The sequence below is a fragment of the Paenarthrobacter sp. JL.01a genome (assembly GCF_025452095.1).
Lineage (GTDB): Bacteria > Actinomycetota > Actinomycetes > Actinomycetales > Micrococcaceae > Arthrobacter.
Genome location: NZ_CP104877.1, coordinates 235,015 through 253,797, shown reverse-complemented (window position 1 = coordinate 253,797; position 18,783 = coordinate 235,015). Strand labels below are relative to the sequence as shown.

Genomic DNA, 18,783 nt, shown 5'->3' with positions numbered 1-18,783 from the left:
CGCCCAAGGTGACGGCTGCGCGCTGGAGTGGAGCTGGGAAGGGGGCCGCGGCGTGGCGGGCATCGCGAAGCGGGCACGGCCCCCTTCCCAGCGAAGCGCAAGCGCGCGCACCCAACCTGACGCGGCGCTTGACTTTAGTGCGAGTGCTCAGCATGGCGGAACGGCACCGGCATGACCCGTTCTTGCCTGTCGTAGGGGACGCCGACGCTCTTCAGGTAGTCCTCGACCGTGTGATCGTACTGGCACACCATGACCTGGGCCCCGTACTCGGAATCGGAGCCGAAGAATTGCGCCTGCAGATGACGGTTGCCGAGTGAATGCGCCACGACGCCCATTTCGTGGATGCTTCGCGGCGCGATCACCAAGACGTCGGTGGGCAGCACGGAGATGACGATGACGTTGTGCTCGTCCGCGGCCAGGATGTCGCCGTCGCGAAGGTCCCCGGAACCACTGGGGAGGCGGATGCCGAGTTCCTTGCCGTGGTCCGTGGTGACGCGCTGGATCCGCTTGACCAGCAGCGCACTGGGAAGCACCACTTTTTCCTTGTGGTGGCCGGTGAAGTCCCCGGGTTGCTCGTGCAGGTTGCCCAGGATTTTTTCGATGATCATGCAGGCTCCTAAAACAGGAAGTAGCGCTGCGCCATGGGCAACACGTCGGACGGCTGGGAGGTGACTTCTTCGCCGTCGACCGTCACCTTGTAGGTTTCGGGGTCGACGGCGATGTCCGGCGTCTCACCGTTGAATTTGAGGTCCGCTTTGGTGAGGTCGCGGATGCCGGCTACAGGTTTGATCACGCGTTCGAGGCCGAGCTCGGCTGGAACACCGGCGTCGATGGCTGCCTTGGAGAGGAAGGTGATGGACGTCTGCTGGAGCGCCTTCCCGTAGGTGGCGAACATGGGCCGCATGGTGCGCGGTTGCGGCGTGGGGATGGAAGCGTTGGAGTCCCCCATCAGGGCGTAGGCGATCTGTCCACCCTTGATGACGAGTTCGGGTTTCACGCCGAAAAACGCGGGATCCCACAACACGAGGTCCGCGAATTTGCCTTCTTCCACGGAGCCGATCACGTCAGCCATACCTTGGGCGATGGCAGGGTTGATGGTGTATTTGGCCACGTACCGCTTGAGCCGGAAGTTGTCCGAGTCCGGCGAGCCATGCTCCGCTCCCGAGGGGTCCTGCAACACGCCACGCTGGCGTTTCATGGCGTCGGCTACCTGCCAGGTCCGGGTCACGACTTCGCCTACCCGCCCCATGGCCTGGGAGTCCGAGGACGTGATGGCGAAGATACCGAGGTCGTGCAGGACGTCTTCGGCGGCGATGGTTTCGGCACGGATCCGGGAATCGGCGAATGCCACGTCTTCCGGGATGTCCGGGTTGAGGTGGTGGCACACCATGAGCATGTCCAGGTGCTCTTCAATGGTGTTCTTCGTGTAGGGCAGCGTGGGGTTGGTGGAGGCAGGGAGGACGTTCGGCAGGCCGGCGATCTCGATGATGTCCGGGGCGTGGCCGCCGCCGGCACCTTCGGTGTGGAAGGTGTGGATGACCCGGCCGTCGATGGCCCGGATGGTGTCCTCCACGAAGCCGCACTCATTGAGGGTGTCTGTGTGGATGGCCACCTGGACGTCGTATTCGTCCGCCACGCGTAGGGACATGTCAATCGAGGATGTGGTTGAGCCCCAGTCCTCATGGACTTTCAGCCCTACCGCACCAGCGCGGATCTGCTCAGCGAGGGGCTCGACGGCGGACGCATGGCCCTTTCCGAACAGGCCGATGTTCACGGGCAGTCCCTCAGCAGCGAGCAGCATCCTGGAGATGTGCCACGCGCCGGGCGTGATGGTGGTGGCCTTGGTGCCCTCGGCAGGTCCGGTGCCGCCGCCCACCATGGTGGTGACACCGTTGCACAATGCGGCCGGCACCTGCTCGGGGGAAATGAAGTGGATGTGGGTGTCGATGCCCCCGGCTGTGAGGATCTTCCGTTCACCGGCGATGATCTCGGTGCTGGTGCCGATGATTATGTCCACGCCATCGGCGATCTGCGGATTTCCGGCCTTGCCGATCTTGAAGATGTGCCCGTCTTTCAGGGCAATGTCGGCCTTGTAGATCCCGGTGTAGTCCAGGACCACAACGTTGGTGATGACCGTATCCGGGATGTCCTCCGCGCGGGTCAGCTGGCCGTTCTGGCCCATGCCGTCGCGGATGACTTTGCCCCCGCCGAAGACCACTTCCTCGCCGTGGACCGTGTAGTCCTTCTCGATCTCAAGGAACAGCTCTGTGTCCGCCAGGCGGATGGCGTCACCGGTAGTCGGCCCGTAGAGCTCGGAGTATTGCCTGCGTGGGATGTCAAAGCTCATTGCGCGTCCCCTTCCTGGGCAGAACCGCCAAGGCCGGTGCCGCCGTCGAGCTTTCCGTTGACAGCATTGCTGAGGCCGAAGACTTCGCGGGACCCCGCAAGCTCAATCAGTTGGACCGTCTTCCTGTCCCCTGGTTCAAAGCGCGCGGCTGTGCCCGCCGGGATGTCCAGGCGGCGGCCGTAGGCGGCTTCACGGTCGAACTCCAGGGCACGGTTCGCTTCGGCGAAGTGGTAGTGCGAGCCGATCTGCACGGGACGGTCGCCGCGGTTTACGACCTCGACGGCGATCGCCTCGCGTCCGCTGTTGCAGGTGATGGAACCTGGCCGGAGCCTGTATTCACCGGGGATCATGGGGGCTCCTAACGGATGGGGTTGTGGACGGTGACGAGCTTGGTGCCGTCAGGGAACGTGGCCTCGATCTGGACATCGTGGATCATCTCCGGAACGCCCTCCATCACGTCTTCGCGGCTGAGCAGCGTGGTTCCGTAACTCATAAGTTCCGCCACGGTCTTGCCGTCGCGGGCACCCTCGATGAGCTCGTAGCTGATGATGGCTACGGCTTCGGGGTAGTTCAACTTGAGCCCGCGGCCCTGGCGGCGCCGTGCGAGGTCCGCGGCCACCACGATCATGAGTTTCTCCTGCTCACGCGGCAATAAGTGCACGACATCTCCTTAACGGTGGGCACAGCTGGGCCTGATGTCCCCAGAGTAAGGAGCGGAAGTTTCAAACACGTTTCCGATCTGTCTCAGGCGGCGTCCGGATGGGCCCGAATTGACCTCAACTAATGTTGAGGTTCTAGCATCGTTTACTGTGCGCCCAGCGGCGCCATCTTCGAGCAATTCCCATCAAAGGTATAGCGATGACCCACCACAATCCCCTGCCTTCCCCGGCCGTCGGCGAGCTCTTCAGGGCCGCCTTCCGTGCACACCCGGCGGGAGTCGCGATCGTCACTGCCTCAGGACCGGAGGGACCGGTGGGACTCACTGCTTCCTCGGTGGCCTCGGTGGCCGTGGATCCACCAACCCTTGCGTTCTCAGTAACAGGCGGCCGTTCGGCGTCGGTCGTTGCAGCGGCGGAGTCGATCGTGGTGCATCTCGTCGGGGCGGGGCAGCTCGGACTGGCCCGTACCTTTGCGGACCCCACAGCTCCCCGCTTCACGGAAGACATGGATTGGCAGTGGCTGCCCACCGGCGAACCCCTTCTCCCGGAGGCCCAGTGGGCGCTGCGGTGCACCATCATTCACCGCGCGCCGCTGGGAGGCTCGGTGCTGCTCGCGGCCACGGTTGAGGACATCCGGGCAGCAGATGGCGACTCAGCCCCGCTGGTGTACCACGACCGGGCGTTCCACACCCTGCTTGAGAGCGTGCCGGCTTAGCTGTTCCTGCCCCGCGCCGCCACGGCCCACGTGTCCACCACGGCACCATTGCGCACCACTGAAACCTCATCCACCAGGTTCATGGTGAGGCAGACGTGGTTGGGGATCACCCTGAGCCGGGTGCCCAAGGCCGGAAGCTCCTCCGAATCCGGCCAGACTACCGTGGCGTGGTGCTCCGACAGCGCCGTCACCCGGGCCTCCGGGAACTCAGGCAGCCGGGCGTAACCCGTGGCCCAGTCGGGACGATCGCCGCCCAGGACCTTGCTGCCGGCATCCACCACCACGCGCCGGACGTTGCCGCCGCGTGCTTCGTGGCGGCTGACCACCGTAGCGGCCACCGTAAGGGCGATGTCGTCCCAGGTGCACCGTTCAAGCTCCAGTTGCTGGGCGTCGCCAAAGACGTAGACGCCGGGGCGCAGCTCAGTTGCAGCCGTCGGCCCGTCGAGGAGTGCCGTGGGAGTGGACCCACCGCTGATGGTCCGTGCCTCGAAACCAGCCGAACCGAGGGCCGCAGCCGCCTGCCCCAGGGCCTCGTTTTCGTTGCCGGCCGCACCCGTTGGCATCCCGGGTTTGTAACTGTGGCCGGGGAAGGTGAAGACGCCGGCCACCCTGAGTCCTGCGGCGGCCGCAGCACGGGCCACGTCCACTGCCTCGTCCGGAAGGACACCACTGCGGTGGTGGCCGCTGTCCACCTCGATCAGAACCTCCACGGAACCGGCGTCCGGCCCCAATTGGTGACCCATCGCCGTCGCGCCTTCCGCTGAATCCACGCCGACAGCCAGGCGGGAAACCGCGGCCAGGGCCCGGAGCCGCTCAGCGTTCTCAGCTTCGACCCACAGCGGGTACGCGATGAAGATGTCCTTCACGCCGTCAGCCGAAAAAACCTCAGCCTCGCCGATAGTGGCAACCGTGATACCGACTGCCCCTGCGGCCAGCTGCTTGCGCGCAATCTCCAAGGTCTTGTGCGTCTTGACGTGCGGGCGCAGATTCAGCCCACGGCCCTGCATGCTGTCAGCCATCCGCTGGATGTTGCGGTCAAGGATATCGACGTCGATCATGACGGCGGGGGTACGGAGGGCGGCTGGAATTACGTTCATTCCTCAAAGACTAACCGGCCCGGCACCAACCTCTAAGGCGCGGAATCCCGGACCCTCACCTCGAAGGCGGCTTCCGGCTGGCGGACCCCGGAGGTTTCCTGGTCGCTTTCGATCCTCTCGATCAGGAGTTCGACGGCGCGCTCGGCAATTTCCGCCCGCCCCGGCGCCACGGTGGTCAGCGACGGCGACGCGAACCGCGCCTCCTCAATGTCGTCGAAACCGGCCACGGCGATCTCCTGCGGCACCTTCTTTCCACGGACCAGGAGCTCGTGAAGAGCTCCCAGGGCCAAGGCGTCGTTGAGGCCGAACACGGCGTCAAACTCTGCGCCACTGTCCAACAGCCTGGCGATGGCCCCTGCTCCCCCATCTCGTCGCCACTCACACCGCACCAGCAAGGTGGGGTCGTACTCAACGCCGGCGTCCGCGAGCGCAGCCTTGTACCCGCTGAGCCGCAGGCCGGCGCTGCCTGTTGTGTCGCCGTCGGCCGCCCCCAGGACAGCTATACGACGGCGGCCACCCGCCAGCAGGTGGGTGGTGATGGCGGCGGCGGCTTCCTGGTTCTGGATGAGGACCATGTCCAAGCGCGGGTCCTGCACATATTCCCCCAGGAGGACCAACGGCTTGGTGCCCGCCGCCTGGATAATCTCCTCGGCACCAAGGGCCAGGGGAATGAAAAGAAGGCCGTCGGTGAGGCTGCGGAATTGGCCCTGGATTGCTGCCTTCTCGTGTCCTGCCTCGTTGCCGGACTGTTCCACGAGGACCCGGTAGCCGCGACGCCAGGCTGCTTTCATGATGTCGGACGCCAGCTCCGCGTAATAGGGGATGGAAAGGTCGGCCAGGACGAGGCCCAGCATGTTGGTCTTCCCGGACCGGAGACTGCGGGCCGTGAGGTTGGTCTCATAGCCAAGCTCCTCGATGGCGTCCAGGACACGTTGCCGCGTGGTTGGCCGGATGAATTCGTAGTTGTTGATGACATTGGAAACTGTCTTCAACGAAACCCCTGCGGCTTTCGCGACGTCGTTCATGGTGACGGCCATGCGGGCACTCCTTCAGTGCTGGTGAAATACATCGGTGCAATTAAAGATGCGCACTGACGGCTGTATCTTGTTGCACGTCCTAAGCGTAGTGTCGAAGTATGAGATACCGGATGGTGATGCTCCGGAACTGATTTATCCGGGTTGTGCGCGAATACGAGTGCCCAACCGCCCAGCCGGAAATTCGTGCGGTCCGGCCACGCTGAATCGAGGCCACAATGGCCCGGAACCAAAAAGCGAAATATTCTGCAAAAAAGCAAAATCATCTTTCTGAAAACGTTCCATCCGCAGGATCCGGGCCAGACCTGACCAATTTTCTGGAGCGCATCCAGGATCTGCTGGTGGAAAACGCGGACATTCCCGGCTTTCTCGGCGACCTTGTGGAATTGACCGCGGACGAACTCACAACGTCGGCCAACGCGGTGTCCTGCGGAATGACGGTCATGCGGCAGAAAAAGCCGGTTGCCGTAGCGGACAGTGACCCGCTGGCCCGCCGCCTGGACAAGATTCAAAATGACCTGGGCGACGGCCCCTGCCTCAGCGCCCTCCGGACACGGACCATGACCCATGTCCCCGACATACGGCATGAAAGCCGTTGGCCGGACTACATGCAAGCCGTGGAGGACACGGATATTGGTGCCATCCTGGCGCTGCCCCTGGACTTGAACAGCACCTCTGCCGCCGTCGTCAATCTGTACTCGGCAAATCCACACAGCTTCGGCGAGGAGGACGTTCGTGCAGCCCAGCGGGTGACCACCACTGGAGCGAAGGCACTGCAGCTGGCCCTGAAGATGACCCAGCTGCAGGACGCACGCGCGAACTTGGCAGCGGCACTGGATTCCCGCACCACCATCGACACCGCCGTGGGCATCGTCATGGCGCAAAACAGATGTGGCCGCGATGCTGCCTTCCAGGTCCTGGCGGATGCTTCCAGTCATCGCAACATCAAGCTGCGCGCGGTGGCGGAGGCCGTCGTCGCCCATATCGCGGGAGACCGGCATCTTCCTGCATCCTTTGAAGACTAAGGGCCCCACACAGACTCCTTAAGCCGTCACACGTCGCTCATACCCCTGCAACGCGCCCGCAACATAGTTGCGCAAAGCTGGATCCAAGTAGATGGCGGAGCCAGCTGAGGAGGCAACCATGGGCATTGCAAACAGGGACCTGTTCCAGGCGCTGAAGACACAGGCCACCTTGGCCCAAGCATTCGGCGCAGTACCCGGCAGCCAGGAGGAACAGCACCCCCTGAAACAGGGCGATTACATTGAGGCGTGGCACAACGGCCGCCTCTACCACCAGGGCACCGTGGTCAAGACCGTGGCGGGCACCGACCTGTTCTGGCTCAACGACCAGACAGGGACCCGGCGCCTGCTGGACATGGAATCCATGGAGATCGTGACCGTTGACGGCCCGGCTCCGGAAGCTGCATCGCACCCACCAAAACCGGCCCCCGCCACCGTCACTCCCATCTCCGCCTACCCGACGTTCCACGACGGAACGCAGCAGATCGCTTAGCTGTCGTTGCCCGAATCCAGGGACAGCCTGATCATGGTCCAGCTCACGGCCGGAAGCTCCGCGGTGAGGTTGCCGCCGTCGAGCTTCACACTGACGTTCTCGGACGGCAGGACCGACGTCGAATCGTCGGCTGTCGCCTGCCAGTACGGGTCCTTGTTCGCGTAGGTCACGGCCTCGATAACCTTGCCGGCGTTCAAGCTTCCGACGGCGGCCTCCAGGGTCAGCGCGTCCGTCGCCGAACGGTTCACGGCGAATACGACGGCCTGGTTGGCATCGGCGTCGTAGGTCGCCACGGCCGACAGGGCGCTGAAGCCGGCTGTCTTTTCGCTGTCCAACTGCGGTGACTCGACGGCGAGATTGAGTACTGCGCCCGAGGCATGCTGGGACGTGAGGGCGAACGGGTGGAAGGTTGTCTGCTTCCACGCGCGGCCGCCGGGCTCGGTCATGATCGGCGCGATGACGTTGACCAGCTGGGCAAGGCTCGCTGAATGAACGCGATCGGTGTGGCGCAGCAGCGTGATCAGGAGATCGCCCACCACCACTGCGTCCGCCACCGTGTAACGGTCCTCCAGCAGAACCGGCGCAACCGGCCAGTCGTCACCCGTTGGCGTCTTGGACTCGTCGCGTGTCATGTGCCAGACATTCCACTCATCAAAGGAGATGTTGACCTGCTTCCCGGACTTGGTAGCCGACTTCACATGATCGATGTGGGAAACAATGTCCTTGATGAATGCTTCCATCCTGTGGCCTGCGGACAGGTGTTCCTGCAGGTCGCCGAAGTCCTCGAAGTACTGGTGCGCCGAGATCAGGTCCACCAGCTCATAGGTTTCGTTGAGGACCACGCGTTCCCATTCGCCGAACGTGGGTATGTTGGGCCCGGAACTTCCACAGGCAACGAGTTCCAGATCCGGGTTGACCATGCGCATCGCCCGGGCGGTTTCCGCGGCCAGGCGTCCGTACTCCGTGGCCGTCTTGTGGCCGATCTGCCAGAAGCCGTCCATCTCGTTGCCGAGGCACCACATGGTGATGTTGTGGGGTTCCACGGCACCGTTGGCCTTGCGCTGCTCGGACAACGCCGTGCCGCCCTTGATGTTGGAGTACTCCAGCAGGTCCAGTGCTTCCTGGGTTCCACGGGTGCCGAGGTTCACGGCCATCATGGGCTCCACCCCGGCATTCACGGACCACTTGGCGAACTCATCCACGCCCACCAGGTTGGGGTCGCTCGAGTGCCAGGCGAGGTCAAGACGCGTGGGACGGTTTTCCTTCGGGCCCACCCCGTCCTCCCAGCGGTAGCCGGAAACGAAGTTGCCGCCGGGATAGCGGACCGTGGAGACGCCGAGTTCCTTGGTCAGCTCCAGGACGTCTGTACGGAATCCGTCCTCATCAGCCTTGGGATGCTCCGGCTCGAAAATGCCGGTGTAGACACAGCGGCCGAGGTGCTCGACGAAAGCCCCGAAGGTCTTCCTCCTCACGGGGCCGATGACGAACGCGGGGTCGATGGTGATCTTGGCGGTGTTGTTCTGGGCTCCCAAAGCGTGGGTCCTTGTCTGCTGGTGTGCGGGGCGTACGAGTCAATTTACAACGTTATAGAAACCATGCTGTCGGTGGATGGGGTGGGAGTCAAGAGATTTTTTCGCGCGGCTCTACGCTGGGTTCATGCGATCGCACACCGTTCGTGCCGCCTACGCTGCCCGGGCTGCCGAGTACACGCGCCTTTTCGGGTCCATCAGCAGCATGCATCCTTCCGACAGGGCACTGGTCCGGGAATGGGCCGGCGAACTCGATGGAAAGGTCATCGATGCCGGCTGCGGCCCGGGGCAGTGGGCTAGCTTCCTTCACTCGCTGGGCACTGACGTCGAGGGGGTGGACCTGGTTCCGGAGTTCATCGCCACCGCCCGGGAGAACTACCCGGACATACATTTCTCCTTGGGTTCCCTGGAACAGCTGTCGACGCCGTACGGCTCGCTGGCAGGAATTCTCGCGTGGTACTCGGTGATCCACACGCCGCCGGAGGATCTGGGTGCGGTGTTTACCGAATTCGCCCGACGCCTCAGGCCAGGAGGGAGTCTGCTGCTCGGTTTCTTCGAAGCCGACGCGGTGGAGGAAATTCCCGCACGCCGTAATGCCCGCCTACTTTTGGCCTGCGGAGGAGATGTCCGCCCGGTTGGAGCGTGCAGGTTTCGCCCTGGTCAGCGCGGACTCGCGGACGGATCCCGGAGTCCGCCCCCATGCGGCGGTCGTGGCAGCACGTCGGTAAGACTTTCCGGAGGCCCCGATGCGCTTCAACGGTTTAGTAACTTTGATGGATTTTCAACTAAAATCACCGAATGATCCTTGCATCGGCGCGAGGCGGCAAGCTCTACTACATGGGTGCACTGATGGTGGGAGCAGTGGAAGCACGCGCGCTGGAAAAGAGTCTCGATGCAATTGTCGCAACGGTCACGCAGGACGTACCTGGGTTCGATCCCGCAACTGAGCTCCATGGCTATGAAGTTTTCCACCAAAAGGGAGCATGGGAAGGTGTGCCGGTCTGGCTGTCGGTCAGCGTCTGCAAGCAAGCCGCCGAGGCCATACGGGAGTCCGGGGCTGTCTTTGTCTTTCGAGGCATTGACATCGAGAAACTCAACGGCAACTATGCGGCTCCCCTTCCGGCTCATAGGCTCGCACTCTCTCACGTTCTCGAGTCCGTCCAGCGCGTCCTGAACCTTGATCACACAAACGAAAGCGTTCTGGTTCTCGCCGACGAGCACCACGCCGCGCCGGACAGCAGAACGCGATTTCGAGGGATGCGCGCCGCCGCGCAGTGGGGTTATACAACCATTCCCTTGAGCGACCTTATAGACACGATCTATTTCGGCCCGTCGAACCACAGCCGGCTGCTTCAAGCCGCAGACATGGCCACTTTCCTGACTAACCGCTTCCTCACAATTACGGAAGGCCATCCCGCAGCGAAAAAAGCGATGCGGGAAATCAGAAGCAATCTCGAGAAAGCTACCCGGTTCAGCCTTGTTTGGCCCGACCAGTAGGACTGCTGATTAAAACGCGAAACCCCGCGCTTCTGCATCGGGGTTTCGGTCTATGTGGGAGACGTTTCCGCGTCCTACGTTCACAACCGTAGCAATCGAAGGCAGCCCTCGCAAGAGCCGCCCATCGAAGATTCCGGGCGCCATCCAAAGGTGGCAAAATCCGCGCCGCCCTGAGACAAAAAATCCCCCGGAACCGTGAAGTTCCGGGGGATCTGGAGGGTGGGCCCTGTGGGGATCGAACCCACGACCCACGGATTAAAAGTCCGATGCTCTACCAACTGAGCTAAAGGCCCTCCAGCTGTTGAAACAGCCATAAATACTGTACCCCAAGGTCAAGGCAGGTAAGGAACCCGGGGTGGGGTGCGCCGTCGTGACCTTCTTTGGGCGGAAGCACGACGGCGACGCGCCGCTGAGGGCGGCGTGTCGGCCCACCGGCGGCGGCAAAGTGGGTCGTGGAGGCACGCCCCTCGGCCCCAAGCGCCCGAAACAAGCGTTACTCGACCCCGCCAGAGCACAGGAGTACGGTGAACTCATGAGCGAACAGCCAGGATCACGTGCGTACGGCGGAGCAAACAGGCACCACAAGCCCAAGCCCTTCGCTCCCATCGATTTCGAACCGTTCGCCGGCGGGGCCGATCCCGCAAGAGTTTCCGAGGCCGCCCACCTCGCCGCCCAGGCCTTGGTGAAGCGTGGCCGCGACAGCGACGACCCCAAAGTCACGCGCAGATTGGTGAAGCTAGCCGACGAGCAGGGCCTGGATGCGATCGCCGAGATGTGGGCCGAGAGCCCCGCCCGCAGCCTGCCCGGCGCGCTCTGGCGGCTGTACGCCCTTCGCGCCGCCACCATCCAGAACCCGGAGCGCATCTCGGTGTACTTCAGGGCCGGCCGGGACACGGCACAGGTTTCCAACGTGGTGGCAGGGGCGGCCGAGCCGCCTGGAGCCGAAGAAATGAAGACGATGGCGGACGCTATTTTGTCTGGTGCTTTCGACGGCGAGTTCGACGTCGCGCTGGAACGTTCGGCTGCATTCTGCCGCGTGGTGGCGCTCGGCCAGGCAACGATTGCCGACGGCGCCGAGCACACCAACGAGGGCCACGCCAGCAAGCTCACCCGCAACTCCCACCAGCTGGTGAAGACCGCCGAAGACCTCGAGCACGCGGCTAACGCGTGGCGGCTGGGCGAGCTGGACTAACGCGCAAAACGGGCGAAACGTACCCACGTCCGGCCCGGACTGTCAATGTTGACTTAGCCAGCCAGACGGTGAAAACTAAAACTGGTGTCGAACCGCGAAACCCCCGGGCTTCAACTTATAGCCGCTTCGAGCGGCCTACCGCCGAGAGGCGTATCCGGTTCGGCACCATTTTTATGCCCGAACGCAGTTTGCCCGGGCTCGTCCTGAGACGGCCCGGGCAAACGTGGCAAAGGAACTACTTCAGCGTGACCGTGGTTTCGGCGGTTTCCTTCTTGTCGTGATCGAGGTCGCCGGAGGCATCCTGGGGCGTCATCGTCGCCTTGATCTCCGTCTCCTTGCCAGCGGTATAGGCGAAGTTCTCAGCGATGTTGAACGACTCGCCCGGCTTCAGCACGAACGGGTCCTTCTCCTTCAGCTTGATGCCTGAGCTGGTGAGGCCATATTTCTTGAACCCGTCACTGCTGGAGTCGGACGGCATGCCGCCAAGGTACTTCCAGTCCGTGTACTTGGCGTTGGGCGTCACCAGCGAGTGACTCAGGGGGATGTCGGCCGATGACGTGTTGGTGACCACGTAGTTCACGTAGACGATCGGAGCGCCCTTCTTCAGCAGGTTCTCCTTGGTTTCCTTGTCCACGAACATGCTGTCCTTGGAAGCGACATCCGTGGCCACCTGGAAGACGTCGACGGAGAAGCTGTCACCCTTCATGCTGCCCAGCTTCTCCCCCTCGTCGGAGATGGGGAGCGCCCATGACGCCACCTTGTAGGAACCCGAGGAGGTGCCCTCGGAGGCAGCCGATGATGCTGCGGATGAGGCAGACGACGACGGCGAGGAGGACGAGGACGACGACGGCGATTCGGAACCGCCCGCCGTCGGGCCCGTCGCGGCCGGAGCGCAGGCACTCAGGGCAAGAAGCCCCGCGGCGGCCAGGCCGCTGATCTTCATAAGGTTATTGAGACGCATGGATCCCCCATTGATTGGATTAATTAGCAGACGTCCCAAGTGTTGCATGCATGTGAGGCGGCTTGCGATGGGGACAAGTTCCCGCAGCACTCCTGCTGACCGGTAAAGTTGGGAGCGAAACGGGACGCGTCAAGTCAAGCGGCCCGCGCCCACCCGTCCCCAGCCCGGAAGCGACATGAAGCTGCGCCTTTTCCCCCAGGAACCTGCCGGGCTCGTACTGCTGGCACAGATGGCCGGCGTCATAGTGGCCGCCACCGGAACGCTCTCCGAAATTCTTGGCGCCCCTGCCAGCGAGCACGAACGGCTCGCAGAAGAGCTCCACGAGCACGAGTCCAAGTCGCTGGACCTGCACTTCGCCCTCCTGACGCATATGCGCACCAGTTTCGTGAACCCCCTCCCCCGCGAGGACATGTACACCCTCTCCCGGCACCTCAACGAGGCCATGGAGAAGCTGGATGCCGCCGGTGACCTCGTGGCGATCTACAAGCTGGACCGGCTCCCCAAACGTGCGGCCGACCAGCTGGAGATCATCAGCCGCCAGGCCGAGCTGACGGTGGACGCCATGCGGAAACTCGAAGACCTCGACGAGCTGGAGGACTACTGGATCGAGATACTCCGCCTGGCGAAGCGTGCCGAGCGCACCCACCGGATCTGGGTAGCGGAGATGCTCAAGGACATGAAGTCGACACAGTACGCACGGCACCGGGACATCGCCAACCAGTTGGTGGAAGTAACCAAGGACATGCGGAAGGTCGCCACGCAGGTAGGCAGCATCATCGTCAAGGAATCATGACGTGACCATCGCCGTCCTGGTCCTGGTAGTTGCTTTGGCCTCGGGTTTTGCATTCCTGAACGGCTTCCGGGATGTCTCCAACGCCGTCGCGCTTTCAACGCGAACCCGAGCCCTCACGCCATCGGTCGCCGTGCTCCTGGCTGCTGTCTTCAACTTTGTGGGCGCCATGCTCAGCGGGACGTTCGTCCTGGCCTTCACGCAATCCTGGATCACACTGCCCCAGGGCACCGGGGGCCTCACCATGCTCGCCTCAGCCTTGGCGGCTTCCATACTGTGGGGAGTTTATGCGTGGTGGCGGGGCATTCCCTTGTCCTCCACGAACTCGTTGGTGGGTGGGCTCATAGGTGCGGGCGGCGCCAGCATCCTGGTGGGTGGAAACTCCCTCGGTGGCGTGGACGGCATCGTTCTCACCCAGGTGGTGCTGCCGCTGGTGCTTTCCCCGTTGATAGCTTTCGGCGCGGCGTATTTGCTGGTGTGGCCAGTGACGTGGGCCGCCCGCTACACCCAGCCGAATGTGGTGAACAGGCGCTTCCGGCGGGCCCAGGCCGTGTCCAGTGCGGCTGTCGCGTTCGGTCATGGCCTGCAGGACGGCCAGCGCACAGCAGCGGTCATTTTCCTGGCCGTTGTGGCCGCCGGGTTGTCAGGCGGTGACGAGCTACCCCTATGGATTCTGCTGCTCACGGCCGCCATGCTCACGGCGGGAACATTGCTGGGTGGCTGGAGAATCTCCCACACCCTGGGGCACAAACTGATCCGGGTGGATCCGTTACGGGGATTCGTGGCCCAGACCCTGACGTCCGTCATGCTGTTTGTGGGTGCAATTGGTTTCCAGCTGCCGCTCTCCACTACGCACACGCTCACAGCGTCCGTACTGGGCGGGGGCATCAACCAGCGGTTCCACACCGTGAACCGGCGCCTCGTTCGGAGGATCCTGATGTTCTGGGTAGCCACCCCGCTGATCACTGCGGCCGCGGCGTTCATCCTGGAACTCGCGTTCTCCCCCCTCACCCGCCTATAAACCCAACTGGGGGACAGATACGGGCCCACTGAGCGTTCAGTGGACCCTCACCTGTCCCCCAGTTGGGTAACAAAGAACGACGGCGGCCGTACCCCCAAGGCGACGGCCGCCGTCGTTATGTGCCGGCTCCCCCATGGAAGCCGGAACCCGCGGAACCCTTATCCGAAGCGGCCTGAGACGTAGTCTTCCGTGGCCTTCTGGGACGGGTTGTTGAAAATGGACGCGGTGTCAGCGAATTCGATGAGCTTGCCCGGCTTGCCGGTGCCTGCGATGTTGAAGAACGCGGTCTTGTCGGACACGCGGGCAGCCTGCTGCATGTTGTGGGTAACGATCACCACGGTGTACTGGTCCTTGAGCTCGTTGATGAGGTCTTCGACGGCCAGCGTGGAGATGGGGTCCAGAGCGGAGCACGGCTCGTCCATGAGGATCACCTGGGGTTCAACGGCGATGGCGCGGGCGATGCAGAGCCGCTGCTGCTGGCCACCGGAGAGGCCGGATCCCGGCTTGTCCAGGCGGTCCTTGACCTCGTTCCACAGGTTGGCGCCCACGAGGGACTTCTCCACCAGGGCATCAGCTGCGCCCTTGGAGATCTTCTTGTTGTTCAGCTTAACGCCGGCCAGCACGTTGTCGCGGATGGACATGGTGGGGAACGGGTTGGGGCGCTGGAAGACCATGCCCACCTGCGTGCGAACGGTTACGGGGTCCACGCCGGGACCGTACAGGTTGTCGCCGTCGAGCAGTACTTCGCCTTCGACGCGGGCGCCCGGGAGGACCTCGTGCATGCGGTTAAGGGTGCGGAGGAAGGTGGACTTGCCGCAGCCGGACGGGCCAATGAATGCCGTTACGGACTTGGCCTGGATGTTGATGTTGACGTCCTCGACGGCCAGGAAATTGCCGTAGTAGACATTCAGGTCTTTGACGTCGATGCGCTTGGACATGGTGTTCCTTTGTTCCTTGGGGGTTCTGGAAGTTTAGAGCCGGCGGCCGGCTAACGGCCCGTCTTGGGAGCGAAGATGCGGGCGATGAGGCGTGCTCCGAGGTTCAGGAGCATCACCAGGATGATCAGCACCAGTGCAGCGCCCCAGGCACGCTGGTCGGACGGACCAGGGTTGGACGGCGACGTCGGGTTGAGGATCTGCGTGTAGATGAACGTGGGCAGCGAAGCCATCCAGCCGCTGAACACGTTGTTGTTGATGGTGGTGGCGAAACCGGCGGTCACCAGGATGGGCGCGGTCTCACCGATCACGCGCGCGATCGCCAAGGTGACACCGGAAGCGATACCGGAGATCGCCGTCGGAATAACCACTTTGGTGATGGTGCGCCATTTGCGTACGCCCAGCGCGTAGGAGGCCTCGCGGAGCTCGTTCGGGACGATCTTCAGCATTTCCTCGCTGGAGCGGACCACCACCGGGATCATCAGGACGGAGAGCGCGACGGCGGCCACCGCACCGGTCTTGGTGCCGGGGCCCACGACGGCGAAGAAGAACGCTGCCGCGAAGAGGCCGGCCACGATCGACGGGATGCCGGTCATGACATCGACGAAGAAGGTGATGGCGCGGGCCAGCGGACGGTCGTTGCCGTATTCCACCAGGTAGATCGAGGTGAGCAGGCCAACGGGCACCGAGATGACGGTTGCAAGGAGGGTGATCTGGATGGTGCCGATCAGTGCGTGGTAGATGCCGCCGAGGACCTTCCCGCCCTCTTCGGCTGCCTTGTTGTCGAACGCGCCGGTGACGCCGTTCATGGAGGTGCCAAGGAATCCGGGGGTGATGAGTCCGGGGATGCCGTTGATCAGCACCGTGACGATCACCGAGATCAAAGGCAGCAAAGCGATCAGGAACGCACCCACAACGAGGCAGGTAGCCAGCTTGTCCTTGGCTTTGCGGGAACCCTCTACAACGCCGCTCCAGGAAACCAGGCCGACGGCGAAGAGGATCGCCGAAACGATGCCCCAGCCGAAGGCGTTGAAGCCGATCAATGCCAGGATGGCCGCGCCGACGATGAGCGCGACAGCCAGGACGATGTAGGGCGCGAACTTCGGCAGTTGGCCCTTGGTGAGCGCGGAGCGCTTGCGGACTGCGGTGGCGGTCATTTAGTTGGCTCCCGAGAATTCTTTGTGCTTGGTGATGATCCAGCGGGCGATCATGTTCACGCCAAGGGTGATGACGAACAGCACCAGGCCGGCGGCGATCAGAGTGTTCACCTTCAGGCCACTGGCTTCAGGGAAGTTCAGGGCGATTTCCGCGGCAATGGTCTGGTTGCCGGACTGGATCAGGCTGGCGGTGAGGACGCCGGAGGACAGCACCAGGGCCACGGCCATGGTTTCTCCGAGCGCGCGGCCCAGGCCAAGCATGACGGCGCTGATGATGCCGGGACGGCCAAAGGGCAGCACTGCCATTTTGATCATTTCCCAACGGGTGGCTCCCAGTGCCAGCGCGGCTTCTTCGTGCAGCTTGGGGGTCTGCAGGAAGATTTCGCGGGACAGGGAGGTGATGATGGGCAGGACCATGACTGACAGGACGATGCCCGCAGTGAGGATGGTCTTTCCGGTGGCGGAGGCCGGCCCCTGGAAGATCGGGATCCATCCGAGGTTGTTGGCCAGCCAGTCGTAGGCCGGGGAAATTTCCTTGGCCAGGAAAGCCGCACCCCACGCACCGTAGACAACGGAGGGGATGGCGGCCAGGAGGTCCACCACGTAACCGAGTCCGGCGGCGAGCCGGCGCGGTGCGTAGTGCGAGATGAACAGGGCCACGCCGATGGCCACTGGCGTTGCGATAACCAGTGCGATCACGGCGGCGATCAGGGTGCCCACCACGATCGGAGCAATGTAGGCGAAGAAGCCGTGTCCGCCTTGGATGTCGGCGGGCGCGGCGGTGAGGGCCGGGATGGCCTGCACTACGAGGAACAACGCGACTCCGAAGAGGACCGCGAGAATAAGGCACCCTGCGGCCATGGCGGCCCCGGAGAAAACCTTGTCCCCGGCGCGTCCTGCGCCTCGGGAGGTTGTCAGGGAGTTGGTGGTCACTTCACGATCCTTCAGTCTGGAGTGAACTGGTCTTACACGGCTAAATTCCCTGCCCCGCCCCGGTGGCGTTGCGGCCACCGGCGAGCGGGACAGGGAACTTCAGTGTTCAGCCGTGCTCTTGGCGAAAGCCCTTAGGACTTGGCCTTGATGGTTTCGATGGCGGCCTTGGCCTTGTCCTGCAGCGTCTTGGAGAGCGGTGCGGACTTCGCGGCGTCGGCAGCGGTCTTCTGGCCCTCGTCGGAAACGACGTAGGTCTCGAAGGCCTTGACCAGGTCGGCAACAGCCTTGGTCTCGTACGTGGTGCAGACAACGTGGTACGAGACGAGCACTACCGGGTAGGCGCCCGATGCGGTGGTCTTGCGGTCCAGCTTGATGGCGACGTCGTTGCTGGCGCGGCCGTCAACGGGCTTGCCGGCTTCAACAGCCTTGGCGGCAGCGTCGGCGGAGATCTTCACAAACTCGTCGCCGACCTTGATGGAAGCGGTGCCCAGCTTGCCGGAAACAGCGGAGTCATCGGCGTAAGTCACGGCACCGGGGGTGTCGGTGACGGTCTTGACGACGCCGGAGGTGCCCTTTGCGTTCTCGCCCTTCAGGGAGGCGGGCCAAACGCCGGCAGCCTTGTCGGTCCAGACCTCGGGAGCAGCGGATGCGAGGTAGTCCGTGAAGTTCGAGGTGGTGCCGGAGTCGTCAGAGCGGTTCACCGGGGTGACCTTGAGGTCCGGCAAGGTGACGCCGGAGTTCAGGGCAGCGATGGCGGGATCGTTCCAGTTGGCGATTTCACCGCGGAAGATCTTGGCAACCGTGGTGGCGTCGAGCTTCAGTTCCTTGACGTCGGGGATGTTGAAGGCGACGGCGATCGGGGAGATGTAGACCGGGATGTTGATGGCACCTTCAGGGCCGCACTTGGCCTTGGAGGCGGCAAGCTCGTCGTCCTTCAGGTAGGCGTCGGAACCGGCGAACTGTGCCGAACCGTCGATGATGGCCTTGCGGCCTGCGCCGGAGCCGTCCGGGGAGTACTGGACCGTGGCGCCCTGGTTTGCGGAGGCGAAACCGGCCTTCCAGGCGTCCATGGCTGCGCCGGTGGAGGAGGCGCCAATGCCGGTCAGGGTGCCCGTCACCTTGGTGCCGGCTGCTGCGGACTGGGATCCGCCAGTGGTGCCGGTTGCGTTGTCAGAACCGCAAGCCGTGAGCGCGAGTGCGCCTGCTGCGATGACCGCGAGTGCCGCGTTGCGGCCGAAGCGAGTTGCCTTCACTTGGATGTGCCCCTTCCAGGGATTTCTCAGATGCGTTCCGAACGGAGTTTTCGGCGTGCGCGAGCTGTGGACCGTTTTGTTCCTTTACTGAAGGTAAGGAGCGCAGGTAACGGGATCTGCGGTGGCAGGTGAACGGAAGGTGAACGAC

Annotated in this window: 20 protein-coding genes and 1 tRNA gene; 8 read left to right on the top strand and 13 right to left on the bottom strand. The window is 63.4% G+C overall.

Going from position 1 to position 18,783, the window contains the following annotated elements:
* Positions 1 to 134: 134 nt before the first annotated feature.
* The 4 genes from ureE to N5P29_RS01215 are packed head-to-tail and all read right to left on the bottom strand — an operon-like array spanning position 135 to position 3,008.
* Positions 135 to 608: an urease accessory protein UreE gene (gene ureE, locus N5P29_RS01230; protein WP_262276883.1), complete on the bottom strand. Its 474-nt coding sequence runs from the start codon at positions 606 to 608 to the stop codon at positions 135 to 137.
* Positions 609 to 616: 8 nt separating this feature from the next.
* A complete protein-coding gene (ureC, locus tag N5P29_RS01225; RefSeq protein ID WP_262276882.1) occupies positions 617 to 2,347 on the bottom strand; it encodes an urease subunit alpha in 1,731 nt (576 codons plus the stop codon).
* Positions 2,344 to 2,697 (bottom strand): urease subunit beta, encoded by a 354-nt coding sequence (locus N5P29_RS01220; RefSeq protein ID WP_262276881.1) that lies wholly within the window; start codon positions 2,695 to 2,697, stop codon positions 2,344 to 2,346. Before N5P29_RS01220 ends, ureC begins: the two co-directional genes overlap by 4 nt.
* Before the next feature lie 8 nt (positions 2,698 to 2,705).
* Positions 2,706 to 3,008 (bottom strand): urease subunit gamma, encoded by a 303-nt coding sequence (locus tag N5P29_RS01215; RefSeq protein ID WP_262276880.1) that lies wholly within the window; start codon positions 3,006 to 3,008, stop codon positions 2,706 to 2,708.
* A gap of 197 nt (positions 3,009 to 3,205) precedes the next feature.
* Between N5P29_RS01215 and N5P29_RS01210 the strand changes: the two genes are divergently transcribed.
* Positions 3,206 to 3,721 (top strand): flavin reductase family protein, encoded by a 516-nt coding sequence (locus N5P29_RS01210; RefSeq protein WP_262276879.1) that lies wholly within the window; start codon positions 3,206 to 3,208, stop codon positions 3,719 to 3,721.
* Here the strand turns inward: N5P29_RS01210 and N5P29_RS01205 are convergent.
* The gene (locus N5P29_RS01205) at positions 3,718 to 4,818 is read right to left on the bottom strand and encodes a D-TA family PLP-dependent enzyme (RefSeq protein ID WP_262276878.1); all 1,101 of its coding nucleotides are present in this window, start codon (positions 4,816 to 4,818) and stop codon (positions 3,718 to 3,720) included. The two genes, N5P29_RS01210 and N5P29_RS01205, sit on opposite strands and share 4 nt — an antisense overlap.
* 32 nt (positions 4,819 to 4,850) lie before the next feature.
* Positions 4,851 to 5,855 (bottom strand): LacI family DNA-binding transcriptional regulator, encoded by a 1,005-nt coding sequence (locus tag N5P29_RS01200; protein ID WP_262276877.1) that lies wholly within the window; start codon positions 5,853 to 5,855, stop codon positions 4,851 to 4,853.
* 338 nt (positions 5,856 to 6,193) lie between these two features.
* On the opposite strand from N5P29_RS01200, the gene N5P29_RS01195 reads away from it, so the two are divergent.
* On the top strand, positions 6,194 to 6,877 hold the full coding sequence (locus N5P29_RS01195; RefSeq protein ID WP_262276876.1) for a GAF and ANTAR domain-containing protein: 684 nt from the start codon (positions 6,194 to 6,196) through the stop codon (positions 6,875 to 6,877).
* Between the two features lie 118 nt (positions 6,878 to 6,995).
* Positions 6,996 to 7,367 (top strand): hypothetical protein, encoded by a 372-nt coding sequence (locus N5P29_RS01190; RefSeq protein ID WP_262276875.1) that lies wholly within the window; start codon positions 6,996 to 6,998, stop codon positions 7,365 to 7,367.
* Here the strand turns inward: N5P29_RS01190 and N5P29_RS01185 are convergent.
* Positions 7,364 to 8,899, bottom strand: a complete 1,536-nt coding sequence (locus N5P29_RS01185) for an arabinosylfuranosidase ArfA (RefSeq protein ID WP_262276874.1) — start codon at positions 8,897 to 8,899, stop codon at positions 7,364 to 7,366. The two genes, N5P29_RS01190 and N5P29_RS01185, sit on opposite strands and share 4 nt — an antisense overlap.
* Positions 8,900 to 9,023: 124 nt before the next feature.
* Between N5P29_RS01185 and N5P29_RS01180 the strand changes: the two genes are divergently transcribed.
* Together N5P29_RS01180 and N5P29_RS01175 are read left to right on the top strand one after the other, a co-directional pair.
* Positions 9,024 to 9,698 carry a class I SAM-dependent methyltransferase gene (locus N5P29_RS01180; protein WP_262276873.1) on the top strand — a complete coding sequence of 225 codons (675 nt, stop codon included), beginning with the start codon at positions 9,024 to 9,026 and terminating at the stop codon, positions 9,696 to 9,698.
* Positions 9,695 to 10,393: a DUF3800 domain-containing protein gene (locus N5P29_RS01175; RefSeq protein WP_262276872.1), complete on the top strand. Its 699-nt coding sequence runs from the start codon at positions 9,695 to 9,697 to the stop codon at positions 10,391 to 10,393. Before N5P29_RS01180 ends, N5P29_RS01175 begins: the two co-directional genes overlap by 4 nt.
* A gap of 220 nt (positions 10,394 to 10,613) precedes the next feature.
* Here the strand turns inward: N5P29_RS01175 and N5P29_RS01170 are convergent.
* Positions 10,614 to 10,686: transfer RNA gene (locus N5P29_RS01170), tRNA-Lys, on the bottom strand.
* A gap of 239 nt (positions 10,687 to 10,925) precedes the next feature.
* Here N5P29_RS01170 and N5P29_RS01165 point away from each other — a divergent pair.
* Positions 10,926 to 11,585 carry a hypothetical protein gene (locus N5P29_RS01165; protein WP_144663129.1) on the top strand — a complete coding sequence of 220 codons (660 nt, stop codon included), beginning with the start codon at positions 10,926 to 10,928 and terminating at the stop codon, positions 11,583 to 11,585.
* A 235-nt stretch (positions 11,586 to 11,820) separates the two neighbouring features.
* Here N5P29_RS01165 and N5P29_RS01160 read toward each other — a convergent pair whose 3' ends face one another.
* Positions 11,821 to 12,546, bottom strand: a complete 726-nt coding sequence (locus N5P29_RS01160) for a hypothetical protein (protein WP_262276871.1) — start codon at positions 12,544 to 12,546, stop codon at positions 11,821 to 11,823.
* 175 nt (positions 12,547 to 12,721) lie between these two features.
* On the opposite strand from N5P29_RS01160, the gene N5P29_RS01155 reads away from it, so the two are divergent.
* Both N5P29_RS01155 and N5P29_RS01150 read left to right on the top strand, forming a co-directional pair.
* Entirely contained in the window at positions 12,722 to 13,339 is a 618-nt protein-coding gene (locus N5P29_RS01155; RefSeq protein ID WP_144663131.1) for a DUF47 domain-containing protein, read from the top strand.
* 1 nt (position 13,340) lies between these two features.
* Complete coding sequence (locus N5P29_RS01150) at positions 13,341 to 14,357, top strand: inorganic phosphate transporter (RefSeq protein WP_262276870.1); 1,017 nt, start codon at positions 13,341 to 13,343, stop codon at positions 14,355 to 14,357.
* A 158-nt stretch (positions 14,358 to 14,515) separates the two neighbouring features.
* Here the strand turns inward: N5P29_RS01150 and pstB are convergent, their stop codons facing one another.
* The 4 genes from pstB to pstS all read right to left on the bottom strand — a co-directional run bounded on the left by pstB (position 14,516) and on the right by pstS (position 18,635).
* Complete coding sequence (gene pstB / locus N5P29_RS01145; protein WP_144663133.1) at positions 14,516 to 15,295, bottom strand: phosphate ABC transporter ATP-binding protein PstB; 780 nt, start codon at positions 15,293 to 15,295, stop codon at positions 14,516 to 14,518.
* A 50-nt stretch (positions 15,296 to 15,345) separates the two neighbouring features.
* Positions 15,346 to 16,449, bottom strand: a complete 1,104-nt coding sequence (gene pstA / locus N5P29_RS01140; protein ID WP_144663134.1) for a phosphate ABC transporter permease PstA — start codon at positions 16,447 to 16,449, stop codon at positions 15,346 to 15,348.
* Entirely contained in the window at positions 16,450 to 17,382 is a 933-nt protein-coding gene (pstC, locus tag N5P29_RS01135) for a phosphate ABC transporter permease subunit PstC (protein ID WP_262276869.1), read from the bottom strand.
* Between the two features lie 131 nt (positions 17,383 to 17,513).
* A complete protein-coding gene (gene pstS / locus N5P29_RS01130) occupies positions 17,514 to 18,635 on the bottom strand; it encodes a phosphate ABC transporter substrate-binding protein PstS (RefSeq protein ID WP_262276868.1) in 1,122 nt (373 codons plus the stop codon).
* Positions 18,636 to 18,783: the final 148 nt, after the last annotated feature.

What these genes read in the sequence shown, in the direction of transcription:
- ureC (WP_262276882.1), bottom strand. Translation starts at nt 2,347, where the DNA reads ATGAGCTTTGACATCCCACGCAGGCAATACTCCGAGCTCTACGGGCCG.
- N5P29_RS01160 (WP_262276871.1), bottom strand. Translation starts at nt 12,546, where the DNA reads ATGCGTCTCAATAACCTTATGAAGATCAGCGGCCTGGCCGCCGCGGGG.
- N5P29_RS01200 (WP_262276877.1), bottom strand. Translation starts at nt 5,855, where the DNA reads ATGGCCGTCACCATGAACGACGTCGCGAAAGCCGCAGGGGTTTCGTTG.
- N5P29_RS01155 (WP_144663131.1), top strand. Translation starts at nt 12,722, where the DNA reads ATGAAGCTGCGCCTTTTCCCCCAGGAACCTGCCGGGCTCGTACTGCTG.
- ureE (WP_262276883.1), bottom strand. Translation starts at nt 608, where the DNA reads ATGATCATCGAAAAAATCCTGGGCAACCTGCACGAGCAACCCGGGGAC.
- pstA (WP_144663134.1), bottom strand. Translation starts at nt 16,449, where the DNA reads ATGACCGCCACCGCAGTCCGCAAGCGCTCCGCGCTCACCAAGGGCCAA.
- pstB (WP_144663133.1), bottom strand. Translation starts at nt 15,295, where the DNA reads ATGTCCAAGCGCATCGACGTCAAAGACCTGAATGTCTACTACGGCAAT.
- N5P29_RS01220 (WP_262276881.1), bottom strand. Translation starts at nt 2,697, where the DNA reads ATGATCCCCGGTGAATACAGGCTCCGGCCAGGTTCCATCACCTGCAAC.
- N5P29_RS01190 (WP_262276875.1), top strand. Translation starts at nt 6,996, where the DNA reads ATGGGCATTGCAAACAGGGACCTGTTCCAGGCGCTGAAGACACAGGCC.
- N5P29_RS01210 (WP_262276879.1), top strand. Translation starts at nt 3,206, where the DNA reads ATGACCCACCACAATCCCCTGCCTTCCCCGGCCGTCGGCGAGCTCTTC.
- N5P29_RS01205 (WP_262276878.1), bottom strand. Translation starts at nt 4,818, where the DNA reads ATGAACGTAATTCCAGCCGCCCTCCGTACCCCCGCCGTCATGATCGAC.
- N5P29_RS01165 (WP_144663129.1), top strand. Translation starts at nt 10,926, where the DNA reads ATGAGCGAACAGCCAGGATCACGTGCGTACGGCGGAGCAAACAGGCAC.
- N5P29_RS01180 (WP_262276873.1), top strand. Translation starts at nt 9,024, where the DNA reads ATGCGATCGCACACCGTTCGTGCCGCCTACGCTGCCCGGGCTGCCGAG.
- N5P29_RS01175 (WP_262276872.1), top strand. Translation starts at nt 9,695, where the DNA reads ATGATCCTTGCATCGGCGCGAGGCGGCAAGCTCTACTACATGGGTGCA.